The sequence below is a fragment of the Caballeronia sp. LjRoot31 genome, assembly GCF_964253885.1.
Classification (GTDB): domain Bacteria; phylum Pseudomonadota; class Gammaproteobacteria; order Burkholderiales; family Burkholderiaceae; genus Caballeronia.
Map to the genome: position 1 here is coordinate 1,814,377 of NZ_CAXURX020000002.1, position 17,546 is coordinate 1,831,922.

11 protein-coding genes are annotated in these 17,546 nt (G+C 62.3%); 10 read left to right on the plus strand and 1 reads right to left on the minus strand.

What is annotated here, in order from left to right; genetic code table 11:
• Positions 1–107 precede the first annotated feature (107 nt).
• The 7 genes from ACSQ8V_RS26505 (at position 108) to ACSQ8V_RS26535 (ending at position 9,070) form a co-directional block, all read left to right on the plus strand.
• On the plus strand, positions 108–2,495 hold the full coding sequence (locus ACSQ8V_RS26505) for a phosphoketolase family protein (RefSeq protein ID WP_213768794.1): 2,388 nt from the start codon (positions 108–110) through the stop codon (positions 2,493–2,495).
• Between the two features lie 4 nt (positions 2,496–2,499).
• Positions 2,500–3,642, plus strand: a complete 1,143-nt coding sequence (locus ACSQ8V_RS26510) for an acetate/propionate family kinase (protein WP_436207665.1) — start codon at positions 2,500–2,502, stop codon at positions 3,640–3,642.
• Between the two features lie 154 nt (positions 3,643–3,796).
• Positions 3,797–4,786: a cytochrome c oxidase subunit II gene (coxB, locus tag ACSQ8V_RS26515; RefSeq protein WP_436207666.1), complete on the plus strand. Its 990-nt coding sequence runs from the start codon at positions 3,797–3,799 to the stop codon at positions 4,784–4,786.
• Between the two features lie 20 nt (positions 4,787–4,806).
• Positions 4,807–6,777, plus strand: a complete 1,971-nt coding sequence (ctaD, locus tag ACSQ8V_RS26520) for a cytochrome c oxidase subunit I (protein ID WP_436207667.1) — start codon at positions 4,807–4,809, stop codon at positions 6,775–6,777.
• Entirely contained in the window at positions 6,770–7,369 is a 600-nt protein-coding gene (locus ACSQ8V_RS26525; RefSeq protein ID WP_436207668.1) for a cytochrome c oxidase subunit 3, read from the plus strand. Before ctaD ends, ACSQ8V_RS26525 begins: the two co-directional genes overlap by 8 nt.
• Positions 7,370–7,379: 10 nt before the next feature.
• Positions 7,380–7,775, plus strand: coding sequence for a hypothetical protein (locus ACSQ8V_RS26530; RefSeq protein WP_436207669.1), 396 nt, complete (start codon positions 7,380–7,382; stop codon positions 7,773–7,775).
• A gap of 5 nt (positions 7,776–7,780) precedes the next feature.
• Positions 7,781–9,070: a c-type cytochrome gene (locus ACSQ8V_RS26535; protein ID WP_436207670.1), complete on the plus strand. Its 1,290-nt coding sequence runs from the start codon at positions 7,781–7,783 to the stop codon at positions 9,068–9,070.
• Positions 9,071–9,104: 34 nt separating this feature from the next.
• Here ACSQ8V_RS26535 and ACSQ8V_RS26540 read toward each other — a convergent pair whose 3' ends face one another.
• Positions 9,105–13,292, minus strand: a complete 4,188-nt coding sequence (locus ACSQ8V_RS26540) for a CheR family methyltransferase (protein WP_436207671.1) — start codon at positions 13,290–13,292, stop codon at positions 9,105–9,107.
• Between the two features lie 354 nt (positions 13,293–13,646).
• Between ACSQ8V_RS26540 and ACSQ8V_RS26545 the strand changes: the two genes are divergently transcribed.
• From ACSQ8V_RS26545 to ACSQ8V_RS26555, 3 genes are all read left to right on the plus strand, one after another.
• Positions 13,647–15,965, plus strand: coding sequence for an ATP-dependent DNA helicase (locus ACSQ8V_RS26545; protein WP_436207672.1), 2,319 nt, complete (start codon positions 13,647–13,649; stop codon positions 15,963–15,965).
• An 82-nt stretch (positions 15,966–16,047) separates the two neighbouring features.
• Positions 16,048–16,662, plus strand: a complete 615-nt coding sequence (locus ACSQ8V_RS26550) for a recombinase family protein (protein ID WP_436207673.1) — start codon at positions 16,048–16,050, stop codon at positions 16,660–16,662.
• 123 nt (positions 16,663–16,785) lie between these two features.
• A complete protein-coding gene (locus tag ACSQ8V_RS26555; RefSeq protein ID WP_436207674.1) occupies positions 16,786–17,523 on the plus strand; it encodes a 2OG-Fe(II) oxygenase in 738 nt (245 codons plus the stop codon).
• The last annotated feature ends 23 nt before the right edge of the window (positions 17,524–17,546 follow it).

The window sequence follows — 17,546 nt, forward strand, 5'->3', positions numbered from 1 at the left end:
AATGCCTTGGCGCCCGCATGCCTTAGTCTTAGTAGGAGCGACCCGCAAGAGTGACCCGCCGAATCGAGTGACACCGCCTTCCAACCACCGGATACAACGGACACGATATGGATACACAGGCAACGCCCCGCTCCCTTCCCCTTTCCCCCGATGAATTGCGCAAGATCGACGCTTACTGGCGCGCCTGCAATTATCTGTCGGTAGGCATGATCTATTTACGCGCCAACCCGCTCTTGCGCGAACCGCTCAAGGCGGAGCACATCAAGCAGCGCTTGCTCGGACATTGGGGTTCGGACCCCGGTCAGTCGTTCACCTGGGTGCACCTGAACCGCCTGATCATGAAGGACGACCTGAACGTCATGTATGTCTCGGGGCCGGGGCATGGCGCACCTGCAACCTTGTCGAACTCATATCTGGAAGGTTATTACTCCGAGGTTTATCCGGATCGCAGCGCCGACGAAACCGGCATGCTGCGCCTGTTCCGCGCTTTCTCGTCGCCCGGGGGCATTGGTTCGCATTGCACCCCTGAAACGCCGGGGTCAATACACGAAGGCGGCGAGCTGGGTTACAGCCTTTCGCACGGCTTCGGAGCGGCATTCGATAACCCCGACCTGATCGTGGCGGTGATGGTGGGTGACGGCGAAGCCGAGACCGGCCCGCTCGCCACCTCGTGGCATTCGAACAAGTTCCTGAACCCGGTGGTCGACGGCGCGGTGCTGCCCATCCTGCACTTGAACGGCTACAAGATCGCGAACCCGACTATCCTCGCGCGCATTCCGCAAGAAGAACTCGAAGCGCTGATGACCGGCTACGGATACAAACCGCACTTTGTCTCGGGCAACGACCCCGCCGTCATGCACCAACTGATGGCCGAGACGCTGGCGACTTGCATCGGCGAGATTCGTGCGATCCAGGCTCATGCGCGTTCGACCGGTGACACCACGCGTCCGCGCTGGCCGATGATCGTCTTGCGCTCGCCGAAAGGCTGGACCGGTCCGAAGGAAGTCGACGGCCACAAGGTCGAAGATTTCTGGCGCGCGCACCAGGTGCCGGTGCTCGATCCGGTGACCAACGCGAAGAGCCTCAAGATTGTGGAAGCGTGGATGCGCAGCTACAAACCTGAAGAACTCTTCGACGAAAACGGCACGCTGATTGAAGAACTTCGCGCAATCGCGCCGAAGGGCGACCGCCGCATCAGCGCAAATCCGCATGCGAACGGCGGCCGGCTCAGGCGCTCGCTGGACCTGCCCGACATCCGCGACTACGCGTTCAAGGTGAAAGGTCCAGCCAGCACGTACCAGTCGCCCACGTTCGTACTCGCGACCTGGCTGCGCGATGTGATCAAGCGCAACATGAGCACCTTCAAGCTGTTCGGTCCCGATGAAACCGCCAGCAACAAACTCGACGGCGTGTATGAAGCGTCGGGCAAGCGCTGGCTCGCCGAGATCAAGCCGGAAGACAGCGATGGCGGCGCGTTATCGGTTGACGGCCGCGTAATGGAAATGCTCAGCGAGCACACGCTGGAAGGCTGGTTCGAAGGTTACGTGCTGACGGGCCGGCACGGGTTATTCGCGACCTACGAAGCATTCGTGCACGTGATTGATTCCATGTTCAACCAGCACGCCAAGTGGCTGGAAAAATCGAAGCTCGAACTTGACTGGCGGGCGCCGGTACCTTCGGTGAACCTGCTGATTACCTCGCTGGTATGGCGTCAGGATCACAATGGTTTCACGCACCAGGACCCGGGTTTCCTCGATGTCGTCACGAACAAGAGTCCAGAAGTCGTACGTATTTACCTGCCGCCCGACGCGAACTGCCTGTTAAGCGTAATGGATCATTGCCTGCGTTCGCGCGACTATATCAACGTGATCGTCGCGGACAAGCAACCGCACTTGCAGTACCTTGACATGGAAACTGCGCTTGCGCATTGCACCAAGGGTATCGGCATCTGGGACTGGGCATCGACGGACCAGAACAGCGAACCGGACGTGGTGATGGCCTGTGCCGGAGACATTGCCACCATGGAATCGCTCGCCGCCGTCGAGATCCTGAAGGAACATTTCCCCGACCTCAAGATCCGCTTCGTCAACGTGGTGGACCTGTTCCGGCTGATGCCCGACACCGATCATCCGCACGGTCTGTCCAGTCGCGATTTCGATTCCATTTTCTCGCGCGAAAAGCCGGTCATCTTCAACTTCCACTCGTATCCGTCGCTCGTTCACAAGCTCACGTATAACCGCACGAATCACGAGAACATGCATGTGCATGGTTATCGGGAGCGCGGCAACATCAACACGCCGTTCGAGTTGGCGATCATCAACCAGGTCGACCGCTTTTCGCTGTGTATCGACGTGATCGATCGCGTGCCGCGGCTTCGCGATACCGGCGCTCACACGAAGAACTGGCTCAAGGACCAGATCAACGCGAGCATTATCTACGCCCATGCGGAAGGTATTGACCGCGATGAAATCCGTAACTGGGTTTGGAAAGGCTGAGACCATGACCCTTGGAATCCTGGTGCTGAACAGCGGTTCGTCGTCGCTTAAATTCGGTGTGTATCTGCCCGGTAAAACATCGGACACCACGTCGAACGGCGACGACGAAATCCCGTGGCTGAGCGGCAGCGCGAAGGGCATCGGCCGCGATGACGGCTCGCTGACCATGCGTTCATCGGATGGCGCGATCGATGTCACGCAAAGCCACGTGATGGAGTCGCAGCACGACGCGTTGCAGCGCGTGTCCGACGCGCTGCATGCGCATCTCGACCAGCCGCTGGCCGCAGTGGGGCATCGGGTAGTGCATGGCGGTCCGCACCTGACCGACCATGCGCTCATCACGCCCGAGGTGAAACAGACCTTGCGCGATGCGGTGCAATTCGCGCCGTTGCATCTGCCGCAAGCGCTGGAGCTGCTGGAGCAGGCGCAGCAGATTTTCAACGACGTGCCGCATTTCGCCTGCCTCGACACCGCGTTCCACCGGACCATGCCCGCGCGTGCCACCCACCTGGCGCTGCCGAAGCACTACGCTGGCGAAGGGGTCGTTCGATACGGCTTCCACGGCCTGTCGTACGAGTCGATCGTCGCAACACTCGGCAACGACCTTCCCGCACGCCTCGTGGTCGCGCATCTGGGCAGCGGCGCAAGCCTGTGCGCCATCCGCGACGGCCGTTCAATCGATACGACCATGGGTCTCACGCCAACAGGCGGCATTCCCATGGCAACGCGCACCGGCGACCTCGACCCCGGTGTGCTGGTCTATCTGATGCGTACCGGTTCGCTAGATGCCGACGCGCTGGAACATCTGATCAATCACGAAAGCGGCCTAAAGGGTCTCTCCGATTCGAACGATGACATGCAGGCGCTTCTGCAACGCAGCGACGCCGACGCGGAACTGGCCATCGATATCTTCTGTACTGCTGTGCGCAAAACCATCGGCGCGTATGCCGCCTTGATGGGGGGGCTCGACCGCGTGGTCTTCACTGGCGGGATTGGCGAGCACGCCGCGACCGTGCGTGAACGCATTTGCGACGGACTCGAATTTCTCGATGTTCAGTTCGACGTGATCGAGACGCTGGAAGAGCGGCAGATTGCGCGTCATTGCCGTACGTTGCTCAGGCGGGCGATCAGGCAAGCGACCGGCTGAAAGCGACTCGTCAGGGTACGTCGATTGCTGCCGGGTTCGTCGATTCACACTCGATACCCCCGCCCGGAGCACTCGATGTCAGATCCCTGCCGCCACGGTTGCAAGCCTTCGTCCTCGTCATCGTCGTCGTTAACCACGCCCAAGCTGAGCTGAGATGCCGCTCGCCGGAGTGGCATCTCAGGTGCACGTCAGCGACGGCGCACCGCTCAACTACTTCCTTCACGCGGCCGGGCCGGCTGCTGGACCGACGCTTCGGCTCGACTGGGTTTTCACTGCAATCTGCGTTGCGGTCTGCGTGATTGTCGGCGGCTTGCTGAGCGCCGCTATCCTGCGGCGGCGTCCGGACGTCCCGCCGCGGCAACTCGCTCACGGGACGAGCGGGTTACGCTGGATCGTGATCGGCGTCGGTCTCTCCGTACCCGCGCTCATCGCCATGCTGGTCTATGCGCTGTTCACGCTCGATCAAGTTGCGACACCAGCCGACACTCCCGCGCTCACAATCACGGTGACCGCTTACGACTGGTGGTGGAAGGTCGCCTACGACGACGCGCCCACCGCCTCCGCGCGTTTCGTCACCGCCAACGAGATCCACATTCCCACCGGCGAACCGGTGCGGTTCAAGCTGAAAAGCGCCGACGTGATCCACACATTCTGGGTACCCAGGCTCGCGGGCAAGACCCAGGCGATTCCAGGCCAGACCAACGAACAATGGCTTCAGGCCGATGCCCCCGGCGTGTATCGCGGGCAATGCTCGCAGTTTTGCGGCGCACAGCATGCGCATATGGCGTTCGAAGTGGTGGCCGAGAGCCGCGCCAATTTCGCCGCATGGAGCGCGCAACAAGCGCGCGTGCCGGACATGCCGAACGATGCTGCAGTGACCGCGGGCAAAGCGCTATTCCTCGATAAGTGCGCGGGCTGTCATGTGATCCGCGGCACGGATGCACAAGGCGCGCAGGCACCCGATCTGACCCATCTGAACTCGCGGCGGCTGATCGCGGCCGGCGCGCTGTTGAACAACGCACAGAATCAGCTCGCGTGGATCACCGGTGCCCAGCGCATCAAGCCCGACTCGCTGATGCCTTCCATTGCGCTGAAACGCGACGAAGCGGCGAGTTTGTCCGCGTATCTCGCGACACTCAAATAGTCATCGAGGAGCGACGCTTCATGAGCAACCTGCCTGCCGATGCACGTGTTCCAGAGAGCGGCCGCGTGCCGCCCGGGAGCGCCAGGCAAAAGCGCCTCGCCGATATCTGGGAAGCTCCGCCGGGCTGGCGAGGATGGTTGTCGACGGTCGATCACAAGAGCATCGGACTGCGGTACCTGGTCACCGCCTTTGTGTTCCTGCTGATGGGCGGCGTGGAAGCGTTGATCATGCGCGTGCAACTTGCACGCCCCAACGCCACCGTGCTGACACCCGAGCAATACAGCCAGCTTTTCACCATGCACGGCGTGACAATGATCTTCCTCTACGCGCTGCCCGTGCTGTCCGGATTTTCCAACTATTTGTGGCCGCTGATTCTGGGTGCGCGCGACATGGCGTTCCCGCGCCTCAATGCGCTTTCCTACTGGTTGTTCCTGTTCGCGGGCATCTTTCTCTATTCGAGTTTTCCGTTTGGACAGGCGCCCAATGCCGGCTGGTTCAACTACGTGCCGCTCTCGGGGCTCGAATACAACACCGGGCCGAACATCGATATCTACGCACTCGGCATGGTCTTGCTCGGCGCGTCGACCACGGTGGGCTCGGCGAACTTCGTGGTCACGCTCATCCGCATGCGCGCGCCGGGCATGTCCATTGATCGTGTGCCGGTGCTGGTATGGGGCACGCTCACGGCATCCGGCGGCAACCTGCTTGCGGTGCCGGCGGTAAGCCTTGCGTTCTTCCTGCTCTGGCTCGACCGCCAGTTCGGCACCCATTTCTTCGATGTCCTTAACGGCGGCCGGCCGCTGCTCTGGCAACACCTGTTCTGGATGTTCGCCCATCCGTGGGTCTACGCGGTCGTGCTGCCCGCCATGGGCATTGTTTCGGATGCGCTGCCGGTCTTTTGCCGCCGGCCGCTGGTCGGCTATACGCCGGTCGCCCTGTCGACGGTCGCCACCATGGTGATCGGTTTCATCGTGTGGATTCATCACATGTTCGCCACCGGCATTCCCGCGCTGGCGCTCGCGTTCTTTGGCTCCGCCAGCATGGTGATCTCGATCCCGAGCGCGGTCGCCACCTTCGCATGGATCGCGACAATCTGGACCGGGCGCCCCGTGTTCAAGGTGCCATTCCTCTATTTCGCGGGCTTTGTGCTGCTGTTCGTGATTGGCGGGGTTTCAGGCGTGATGACGGCCGCCGTGCCGCTCGACTGGCAACTCAACGATACCTACTTCGTCGTCGCACACCTGCATTACGTGTTGCTCGGCATCAACGTGTTTCCGGTTATGGGCGGCGTGGTCTTCTGGTTTCCGAAATTCACCGGCCGCCTGATGAGCGAGCGCTTCGGCAAGCTGACATTCTGGGTCTCGTTCGTCGGCTTCAACCTCGGCTTCTTCCCGATGCATATAGCCGGCCTTCTCGGCATGCCGCGGCGCATCTACACGTATTCCGGCGACATGGGCTGGAATACGGTCAACATGATCACGTCGATAGGCTCGTTCGTGTTCGCGGCCGGCGTGCTGATGTTTCTCGCGGACGTGCTATGGAGCTATAAACGCGGTCCCGTTGCCGGCGACAATCCATGGGATGCCCCGACGCTCGAATGGTCCGTTTCGTCACCACCGCCGCCCTACAACTTCGCGACCATTCCGGTGGTGGAAAGCGGCCATCCGCTCTGGGAAGAACGGCTCTTTCACGACGATCCATCCCGGGCGCGAACGCAACTCGACGAGGGACTGATCCTCGATCACGGCCGCGAGGCACTGGCCACCCGCGCGCTCGACGGACGGCCCGACGCCATCCTCAAGATGCCTGGCGACTCGTACGCTCCCTTCCTGGTCGGCTTGTTCTCCACGCTGATCTTCGCCGCGATGCTGCTGCACGTGTGGTGGCTTGCGCTTCTGATGCTGGCAGGTTTCGCCGTTTCACTAACCGCATGGATGTGGCCCGAAGCGCCTTTGGGCCAACGTGAACCCCAAGGAGAAACACTTGGCTGATGTCATCGACATGAAGCGCCCTCTGCCGGTTGGCGGCAAAGGACAAAGCGCGGGCGGCTGGTGGGGCATGTGGACGCTGATCGGGACCGAGGCCGCGCTGTTTGGTTACCTGATCTTCAGCTACCTGTACCTGTACTCGCAAGGCGGCGGCAAATGGCCGCCGGACGGATTGCCGAAGATGGGCCCGGCGCTTTTCAATACGGCCGTGCTGCTGACCAGCAGCGTGTTTGTCGTGTTGTCCGAGCGTGCGGTCAAGCATGAGCGCCGCCGCATGGCGATGCTGTGGATGAGCGTAGCGATCGTGCTCGGGGTGCTGTTCGTCGGCGTGCAGCTCAATGAGTGGCACGACCATCCGTACGGACCCTCGGCGCATCTCTACGGCTCGCTCTATTTCACCATCACCGGCTTCCACATGCTGCATGTGGTGGCCGGGCTCGTGGTGCTGATCCTGCTGCTTGCCTGGACCGCGCTCGGGTTTTTCGACGATCGCCGCCATACCGTCCTGAGCATCGGCGGCATGTACTGGCATTTCGTGGATATCGTCTGGCTGTTTATTTTCACGACGCTTTATATCAGCCCCTACGTGCTCTAGGAGACACGCCGTGACGGCACGCCGCGAACGCATCCTGTATGCCCTGCAGCAGATCTACGCGCTGCTCGGTGCACCGCTCGCGTGGATCGTGCAGATCTGCGTATGCGAAGCGCTCGCGGCGCAGGCTTGTTACCCGGCGCAGGACCCGCTCGTGCATCCGGACCTGCACGCGTTGGGCGCTTACATTGGCGCAGTGAGCCTGGTGTGTCTGGCGGTGGCGCTGGGCGGCCTCACAGCCGCGTGGCGGGGTTGGCGGACCCTTCGCCAGGGATCGGGCACTAACCCCGACCGCAGGGCCGGGAGATTCCTGTTTCGCGTCGCCATCCTGTCGAGCCCGATGTTCGTTCTCGGACTGCTCGTGACTGCGATGGCCGCGTTGATCGTCTCGCCTTGCAAACCGTGGTGACGCCGATGAAACGTGCCACCGCCCTTCTCGCTTGCCTCGTTGCATTGACGGAACAAGCGCACGCACAGCCGACCGCTCAGACGGCTCAACCCGATCAAACGTTGATCGCACGCGGTGAATACCTGGCCCGAGCCGGCGATTGCGCCGGCTGCCATACCGCACCTCAAGGCGGCGCGCCGTTCGCGGGCGGGTTGGGCATGGCGTCGCCGTTCGGCACAATTGTTAGCAGCAATATTACGCCCGACAAGCAATACGGGATCGGCGAGTACACCTACGACGACTTCGCGCGGACGCTGCGCGAAGGGGTCGCGCGCGGCGGCAAGCATCTGTATCCAGCGATGCCGTACCCGTCGTTTTCGAAGATCGGCGACAACGACATGCAAGCGCTTTACGCCTACTTCATGCATGGCGTGCAAGCGGTCTCGAAGCCGCCGCCGCCCACCCGCCTGCCGTTTCCTTTTAACCAGCGCTGGGCGCTGGTGTTCTGGAACCTCGCCTTCGCGCCGAACGAAGCGTATGCGCCGCATCCGGAGCACGACGCCCAGTGGAACCGCGGCGCTTATCTCGTGCAGTCGCTGGGACACTGCGGCGCATGCCACACGCCGCGTGGTCCCGCGTACGAGGAACGCGGTTATACCGAGTCGTCGGAACAGTATCTGACAGGCGGCGTGAACGATCACTGGTTCGCACCGAACCTGACCGGCGACAGCGGTTCAGGCCTCGGCCGCGTGCGCGAACAGGAGATCGCGGCGTTTCTCAAGTCAGGGCATGGCGGCGGACTGGTCACGTTCGGCAGCATGGTCCAGGTGGTGGAAGACAGCACCCAGTACATGAACGGCGACGATCTGAACGCGATCGCGCATTACCTGAAAAGCTTGCCGCCGCGGCGCGCATCGGGGGCTTACGTGCCGCAGTCCCTCGCTGCACGGCAGACTACCGCCGCCACACGCACGGGCAACATCGAACGTCCTGGCGCGGGGATCTATCTGTCCTTCTGCGCGAAGTGCCATGGAGCAGAGGGAGAAGGCACGCCGCAAAAGTATCCGAAGCTCGCGGGCAACCCCGCCGTATTGAGCGCCGATACCACCTCGCTAACGCGGCTGATGGTCGAAGGCGGCAATTCTCCCGCCACGAAACAAGGGCCGCCGCGCAAGAACATGCCAGCTTACTCGGACAAGCTGACCGACACGGAAATGGCACAAGTGCTGACGTTCATCCGCACGACGTGGGGCAATAACGCGTCGCCCATCACGACACGCGACGTAACGCAGTTGCGCGCCGACATTCACAAATAGCGCGCTTGAAGCAGTCCACCTTACCCATCAGTCATCAGCCATGTTCATGCCTGCCGCCATGTGCGCCGCGCCAGAAGAACACCTGCTCGGCGGCGGCAATCAGCGCGTCAAGAGAAACCGGCTTGGTCAACGTCAAGTCAAAACCCGCCCCGCGTGCACGCTGGTCGCCGGCGCCGGCCGTGTAGCCTGTCAGCGCAATGGCGGGCAATTGGGCCAAGCGGGGATTCGCCCGCACCTGGCCAATGAATTCGTAACCGTCCACGCCGGACATGCTGATGTCGCAGACCAACAGGTCCACGTGGTTGCGTTCGAGCAGCGCGAGGGCGTCCTCGCTGTCGTGTGCGGTAGCGACCAGCGCACCTTCGAGTTCCAGCAAAGCCGCGAATGCACTCGCGGTCTCGGAGTCGTCGTCGACGACCAGCATACGCACGCCCGCCAGCGATCCGCTGCGCGCGTCCGGCAGATGCTTGCCCACGGGACGGCCATCGACCAGGGGCAGCCAGACGCTCATCCGCGTGCCGTGCCCCGCCCCGTCCGAATGGGCGAGCACGCGTCCCGCATGCATCTCCACGAGTTGCCTGACCAGCGCCAGGCCAATGCCCATGCCTCCGCCGGTCTTGCGGCGGGCTTCGCTTCCCTGGGAGAACATCTCGAAGATATGCGGCAACAGCGATGCATCGATCCCCAGCCCGGTATCCGTTACGTCAATGCGCAACTCGTCCTCCTCGCACGTGAGGCGAACGCAAACCGAGCCGCCCCGCGGCGTAAACTTCAGCGCGTTGCTCAACAGGTTCCACACGATCTGGTCGAAGCGTACGGCGTCCACCTTGGTCCAGACCGGTTGATCCAGACCCTCGAACGACAGCGCAACGCCCCTTGATGCCGCGTCAGCCTCGATCGCATCGGCAATGGTCCGCAGCATGGCCGCGACGTCGCCCGTCGCCAGGTTCAGCGCCAGCTTGCCGGTACGCACGCGCGACAGGTCCAGCAAGTCGTCGATGATCTTCGCCTGACCCAGCACGGCCCGCTGGATCGCGTCCGCCGCGAGCTGGATGGCCGGTACGCCGCGCGCCTCGGGGATGCGCGGCAACATCTCCGCCTTCACGTGAATCAGGTTGAGCGGGTGCTTCAATTCATGCGACAGCACGGCCAGGAAATCGTCCTTGAGCCGGTTCGCCGCCTCCGCCTGCGCCCGCACCGCACGCTCCTCCGCGAGTTGCGACTGCCGCGCGTCTTCCTGTGTCTTGCGGTCCGTGAGGTCCCTCACTATCTTCGCGTAGCCCGTGAATTTCGGATCGGACAATGGTGTCACCACGCCGCTGCAATACACCTTGCGGCCGCCCTTTGCGACATGCCAGCGATCGTCGTCAGCCCGCCCGTCGCGTTGCGCGGCCTCGCGTTCAAGCGCCGGCAGGCGCGCTTGCTGATCCGCCACCGTAAAGATCACGTCGATGTTCTGCCCGATCGCTTCCCCTGCCGTATAACCGAAAACGCGCTCGGCGCCGGCATTCCAGCTGACGATGCGGCCCTCAAGGTCCTGCACAAGAATCGCGAAGTCGTTCGTCGTCTGCGCCGCGAGCCTCAGGCGCTCTTCGCCCGCCCGCACGTCCGCTTCCGCGCGGCGGCGCGCCGTGGTTTCAACAAGACTGAGCACCGCGCCGTCAATCCGATCATCCGCCGTCCGGTAGGGCAGCACACGCGCGAAGAACCAGCGGCCGTCGGAGGTGGCGACCTCACGCTCGGTCAGGCGCAATGACTGGAACGTCGCACTCACGTCGTCGGCCAGCTCGGGATAAACGAGCCGGTGCGTGATGTCGAACAACGAGCGCCCGACATCCGCGCCGATCAGGTTGAACACCGTGGCCGCGCTCGGCGTATAGCGTTTGATGCACATCGCGCGATCGACGAAGATAGTGGCAATGTCCGTAGAGGTAATCAGGTTCTGCAGGTCGTCATTGGCCTTGCCGGTTTCCTCTATCTTCGCCTGCAGTTCCGCGTTGACCGTGATGAGTTCCTCGTTCACCGACTGCAACTCTTCCTTGCTGGTTTCGAGTTCCTCCGTCGCCGATCTCAACTCCTCGTTGATCGCCTGCAATTCCTCATTCGACGCCTTCAGCTCTTCCGTCGACGTCTCGTACTGCTCTATCGTGGTCTGCAGTTGCTCCTTGCTCGACTGCAGCTCTTGTTCGAGTTGCTGCATCACGGTGTCATTGCCCGTCTGATGCTCCACGACCACCTTGCTTTCCGTCATCGCTTCCTGGACCTCGTCGAACAGCACGAGGAGGAAATCGGCGTCGGTGGCGGCGTCATGGAACGGGCGGACGGTCATGTTGACGTATGAAGGGTGACCGTCGCGCTGCAGCTTGACGCGCCGGGCCTCCACGCTATTGCCCGTCTGCGCGGCCTGGAACAGCGCGGTACGCAGGTCGAGCCGCAGTTCGGGCAGCACGACGGCAATCATGTTGCTTGAGGGTTCGCCTCCGACATACCGCAGGAAACGTCCCGCGTTGTCCGACATATGCACGATCTTCGAGTCGCGGTTCACAATCACGCTAGGCGCCGCGTATTGCTCGAGCACACGCTGGTGTAACGCACTGAACGAGAAATTGCGGCGCCCCGGGAGTAGCGCGGACCCCGCCTCTTCGTCGCGCGCGTAACGCCCTTGCATCAATAGCAAGGGGGACCCCATCGACGGTCGGTTCGACGGCTTTACCGCTTTCGCCCGGTAGATCCGGTTCTTCTTGTCGACCACACTGAACAGGTCTTCCACCGAGTCCGCCGACTCCGAACTGCCCAGGAACAGATACCCGTTGGGGCACAACGCGTAGTGGAACATCTCCAGCACCTGGTTCTGCACGCCGCGGTCGAGATAGATCAGGAGATTGCGGCAGGAAACCAGGTCGAGCCGCGAAAACGGCGGATCGCGCAGTACGTTGTGCATCGCGAACAGTATTTTCTCGCGTACGCTTTTCACCACCTCGTAGCGCGAATCGGTCTTGACAAAAAATTGCCGCAGCATAGAGGGGCGGACGTCGGTCATGATCGACTCGGGATACAGTCCGGCTCGTGCGCGCGCAACCGCGCTTTCGTCAATGTCCGTGGCGAACACCTGGATACTGGCTGAGGAATGCAACGCATCGCGTTGCTCGGACAAGAGCATGGCAAGCGAATACGCTTCCTCGCCTGACGAGCATCCTGCGACCCACGCGCGAACCTGGTCGCCTTCGGCCCTGTTGTGAAACAAGGCCGGCAGCACGCCGCGCTCGAGCGACTCGAACGCTTCCCTGTCGCGGAAAAAACCGGTCACGCCAATCAGCATGTCCTTGAGCAAGGCCGCGGTTTCGCGTGGGTTTTCCCGCAGCAGGTCGCGGTAGGCAATAAGGTCCGGCACGCCGTTGACCTGCAGGCGCCGCTCGATCCGGCGCAGCATGGTCGCCCGCTTGTAGAAACGGAAGTCGTGGCCGGTGCGGGTGCGCAGCGTCGCCAAAATGGCCTGCAACGCAAGTTCGGCCTCACTCTGGCGGCCGGCCCGGTCGGCCGGACCAGGCGTTGCCGGTTCCAGTTCGGGCAGGGCGATGCGCTTGGCGTTGTTCCATATGTCGAGCAGCCGTTGCGGCATCTCGACCACCGGCAGCACAAGGTCGACCTGGTCTGTCAGGATCGCGTTCTGCGGCATCTCCGCGTATTCGGCGTCGTTCGGCTCCTGCGCGAGCGTCACGCCCCCCTTTTCCTTCACGCTGGCAATGCCGACCGCGCCGTCGCTGCCCGTACCGGACATCACGATGCACATCGCGCGCTGGCCATGCGCATCGGCCAGACTCCGGAAAAACCGGTCGATAGAGACCGGCCGCCCCGCCGTGGGCTCGGCATTACGCGCGTTCAGGTAACCGTCGGCCATCGTCAGGTTCTTGCCCGGTGCGATGACATAGACATTGTTCGCTTCTATCTGCGTCGGCCCGTTGACCTGCGACACGCGCATGCGGGTCACGTTCTGCAGCACCTTGTCCGCACTGCTGACATGCTTCGCCGACAAGTGCAGGACCACGACAAACGCCATGCCCATGTCGGCTGGCGCGTTCTCGAAGAAGCGCAGCAGCGCCTGGACGCCCCCTGCGGAAGCACCGATCCCGACAACAGGGAAACCCAGCGAACTCGAGCTATGAGCCTCGCCCGGTGCGTCCTCTCCCGCCGGCGGCACCGTTGATGTTGTAGTTTCGCTCACTCCAGGGGCCTCGGTTCGGGGTGCTTTGACAGATTAAAGATACCACTATGCGTCCGAACGAACGCGCTTTACAGCGGCCGGGCGAAGCGTCACGCGGTACCCACGCGCTCGTGCTGCGCCGGGAGATTCGATCATGGGTTTTTACCTGCGGGAATACAGGCGGCGCTCATTATATTCACGCGGCATTTCTTCGGGACATGCGAGTCCGTAATTTATTGTGTACGTTGCATGCCTGCCGTCGCAGCGGCGTGAGCGTTACCTTCACCCGTTCCAGGCTGCGGCCACCGGCGTTCCACGCGATGTTTCCGGCTGATCGCATCGTGATAATATTTACTGTATATCCATACAGTAAATATGCCCGACCAGCCCGTCTACACCATCGCGGTACGCGCATTGTGCGAGTTCACCGCCAAGCGCGGCGACCTCGACCTGCGCTTCACGCCTTCGCCCACCGCGCAACAGGGCATGGCCGGGCATAGGCTCGTCACCGCCCGTCGCGGCGAGCGTTATCAATCCGAGTTAAGCCTCTCCGATACCTTCGGTCCCCTGCTTGTACGCGGACGCGCAGACGGTTACGACCCGGGCCTGAACCAGCTGGAAGAGATCAAGACGTACCGCGGCAAGCTCAGCGCGATCCCTGACAACCATCGGCATCTGCACTGGGCGCAAGCGCGCATCTACGGCTGGCTGTGCTGCAAAACGCTAAACCTGCAGGAGATCCGCGTTGCCCTCGTCTACTTCAATATTGCCAGCGAGAAGGAGACCGTCTTCACCGAACTGCAATCCGCCGACGCACTCTGCGACCACTTTCGCGAGCACTGCGCGCGTTTTCTGGATTGGGCGCAACAGGAACTCGAACATCGCGCCAAACTGGACGGCGCGCTGGCGGAAATGGCTTTCCCTTATCCGTCGTTGCATCCCGGACAACGGGAACTGGCGGCGGCAATCTACCGTTGCGCGCTGCACGGACGCAGTCTGCTGGCGCAAGCGCCAACCGGTATAGGCAAGACGCTGGGCAGCTTGTTTGCGCTGTTGAAAGCATGGCCTGCTGCACAGATCGACAAGATATTTTTTCTCACCGCGAAGAGTTCAGGCCGCCAGCTTGCTATCGATGCCCTCACCACGCTCGGCCGCGGCGCACCGCTGCGCGTGCTCGAACTGGTCGCGCGGGACAAAGCTTGCGAGCATCCCGACCGAGCCTGCCACGGCGAATCCTGCCCGCTCGCGCGCGGCTTTTATGACCGCTTGCCCGCCGCACGACAGGCCGCGCTCAAGGCGGCGCAACTCGACCGTCGGGTATTGCGCGAGGTTGCCCTTGAGCACAACGTCTGTCCGTACTATCTGAGCCACGAACTGGCGCAATGGAGCGACATCATTGTCGGTGACTACAACTATTACTTCGATACCCACGCCATGCTGTATTCCCTCTCGGTGTCGAGGGAATGGCGCGTCGGCGTCCTGGTGGACGAAGCGCACAACCTGGTTGAACGCGCCCGCGCCATGTATTCGGCGACGCTGGATGAAGCGCGTTTTCGCAACGTGCGCCGCACCGCGCCGCCCCCGCTGAAGCGCGCGCTCGACAGGATCGCCCAGGAATGGAAAATCATTTCGAGCGAGCAGGCAACCGATTATGACGTGCACGCCGACCTGCCCGGACACTTCATTGAAGCGCTGGAAAACATGATCGCGGTAGTGGGGGAATTGACGGAGTTGGTGGGCGCGCAACCCGCGGGGCCCGATCGCCTCGATCCCGACATGCTGCGCTTTTACTTCGATGCCATCCATTTCGTGCGAATTGCCGAGCGCTTCGACACCCACTCGCTCTTCGATACCACCCTGTCCCCGCACTCTTCCACGCGGCGCAACACCGTTCTGTGCCTGCGCAACCGCGTGCCGGGGCCGCACCTGAAATCGCGTTTTTCCCGCGCTCATTCGGTCGCGCTGTTCTCAGCGACGCTCACGCCCATGCATTTCCATGGCGACATGCTGGGTCTTCCCGAAACCTGCCTGCAAATAAATGTGGAATCGCCCTTTCATGCGGACCAGTTGCAGGTGCGGGTCATAGCGAATGTTTCCACGCGGTTTCATGATCGCAAGCAGTCCGTACCGTTCCTCGTCGATCTTATCGCAACTCAATACCGGCGCGCGCCCGGCAACTACCTGAGTTTCTTCAGCAGCTTCGACTACCTCGATCAGGTCGCCAGCGCGCTGCTTCGCGAGTACCCGGACATTCCGGTGTGGACGCAATCGCGTTCAATGAGCGAAGCGGACCAGCAAGCTTTTCTCGCGCGTTTCACACCAACAGGCCGTGGTGTCGGCTTCGCCGTGCTCGGCGGAACGTTCGGCGAGGGTATCGACCTGACGGGCACGCGGTTGATTGGCGCGTTCATCGCGACGCTTGGACTGCCGCAACTCAATCCGGTCAACCAGCAAATGAGAGTGCACATGGACGAGGAGTTCGGCGCCGGGTACGACTACACGTATCTGTTTCCCGGGCTGCAGAAAGTGGTACAGGCTGCAGGGCGCGTGATTCGAGGACAGACCGATGAAGGGGTGCTGTATCTCATCGACGACCGCTTTGCCCGCGCCGACGTGCGCCGCCTGCTGCCTTCGTGGTGGCGAGTGGAAATCGTCCGGCACACCACGGAGGCGCGTCGCCCGACAGTTTGCTAACATGGCCCAAGCCGCTGACCGGCGTGGCCGGCGCCGTTGCCGGCGGGCCGTGCAAGGCATTATTGGAGTTGGAGCGCGCCTCGTGACCCTCATTGTGTACGTCAATACCGCCGGCAATCAGGACGGCCGCGACAACGACCTGTTCCAGATCGACGAAGCCGGTTTCCTGGTCGACATGGGGTACGTGCTGGTCGATCACTGCAGTCATGCCGTGAACGCCACCTCGCGCCCCGCGCTCCAGCGAGCCATCCGCCGCGTCAAGCCCGGCGACACACTGGTGGTCACGCGCCTCGGATACCTGGGAAGCAGCATCAGCGACGCCGTGTCGACACTCACCACGCTGGCGGCAAAAGGGGCGCACGCCATCTGCCTCGACGTAGGCAAAGCCGATCTTTGCGCGAGCGGTGAAGGCTCACCAATCCGCGTGCTCCAGCTTGCCGCCGAACTGGAGCGCGATGCCAAACGCGCCCGCGCACTCGACGCGGCCGCGATCGCCAAGAAGGACGGCATGCATCAGGGACGTCCCGCCTCGTTGTCCGATTCACAGCGGCAACAAGCGCTGAAGGCGCTTGCCGCAGGCAGCACCGTGACGGCAATCGCACGGGTGCTCAGCACGTCGCGGCAGACGATCATCCGCCTGCGCGACGCGGCATCGCGCGATTCCGCCGCAGTGGAATCACCGTCAGTGGAGCACTAGGAGCGCGCGAGCGGGAAGGCGTCAGTATTTTCATCAGAGGATTGTGCAGATCACTAATATGAACGCAACATCCGGAGTGTTTTGAAACCCGAGGCAGCGGACATTGGGGGCATCGAAACCTGCATGGAGAAACTGCCAATGGATGCCCTGACGACGAATATAGAAGCTCGCGTGAACGCCGTCGACTGGCATGCGGTGCAAGAGGAACTGGATGAATTCGGCTGCGCAACAGTCCAGCGCCTGCTCACGCCCGCGGAATGTGACGCGCTGAAAGCGCTTTATGTGCGTGACGAGTTGTATAGAAGCCGCGTGGTCATGGCGCGCCACGGTTTCGGGCGCGGCGAGTACAAGTACTACGCTTATCCGCTGCCTGAGGTGATCGGTACGTTACGCAGCGCGACGTATCCGCATCTTGTCGGAATCGCTAATCGATGGAACGAGATCATGCGTATCGACACCCGGTATCCACCGGACCACGCCGCTTTTATCGATCGATGCCACGCGGCCGGCCAGCTTCGCCCCACACCGCTGATCCTGCAATACGCGCAAGGCGACTACAACTGCCTTCATCAGGACCTGTACGGCGAGCACGTATTTCCGCTTCAGCTCGCGGTTCTGCTGTCGGTACCGGGACGTGACTTTACGGGCGGGGAGTTTGTGATGACCGAGCAGCGGCCGCGCATGCAGTCGCGGGCCGAAGTCGTGCCGTTAGTGCAAGGGGACGCCGTGATTTTTGCCGTGCATAACCGGCCGGTGAACGGAACGCGCGGAGCGTATCGCGTGAATCTCAGGCATGGCGTGAGCCGGCTGAGATCGGGGCACCGGCATACGGTCGGCATCATTTTCCACGACGCAACCTGAGACCCGGGGGACTACCGCTACCC

Bases quoted from the DNA above. Each gene is read 5' to 3' on its own strand.
- ACSQ8V_RS26505 (WP_213768794.1), top strand. From the start codon at position 108: ATGGATACACAGGCAACGCCCCGCTCCCTTCCCCTTTCCCCCGATGAA.
- ACSQ8V_RS26510 (WP_436207665.1), top strand. From the start codon at position 2,500: ATGACCCTTGGAATCCTGGTGCTGAACAGCGGTTCGTCGTCGCTTAAA.
- coxB (WP_436207666.1), top strand. From the start codon at position 3,797: ATGCCGCTCGCCGGAGTGGCATCTCAGGTGCACGTCAGCGACGGCGCA.
- ctaD (WP_436207667.1), top strand. From the start codon at position 4,807: ATGAGCAACCTGCCTGCCGATGCACGTGTTCCAGAGAGCGGCCGCGTG.
- ACSQ8V_RS26535 (WP_436207670.1), top strand. From the start codon at position 7,781: ATGAAACGTGCCACCGCCCTTCTCGCTTGCCTCGTTGCATTGACGGAA.
- ACSQ8V_RS26545 (WP_436207672.1), top strand. From the start codon at position 13,647: ATGCCCGACCAGCCCGTCTACACCATCGCGGTACGCGCATTGTGCGAG.
- ACSQ8V_RS26555 (WP_436207674.1), top strand. From the start codon at position 16,786: ATGGAGAAACTGCCAATGGATGCCCTGACGACGAATATAGAAGCTCGC.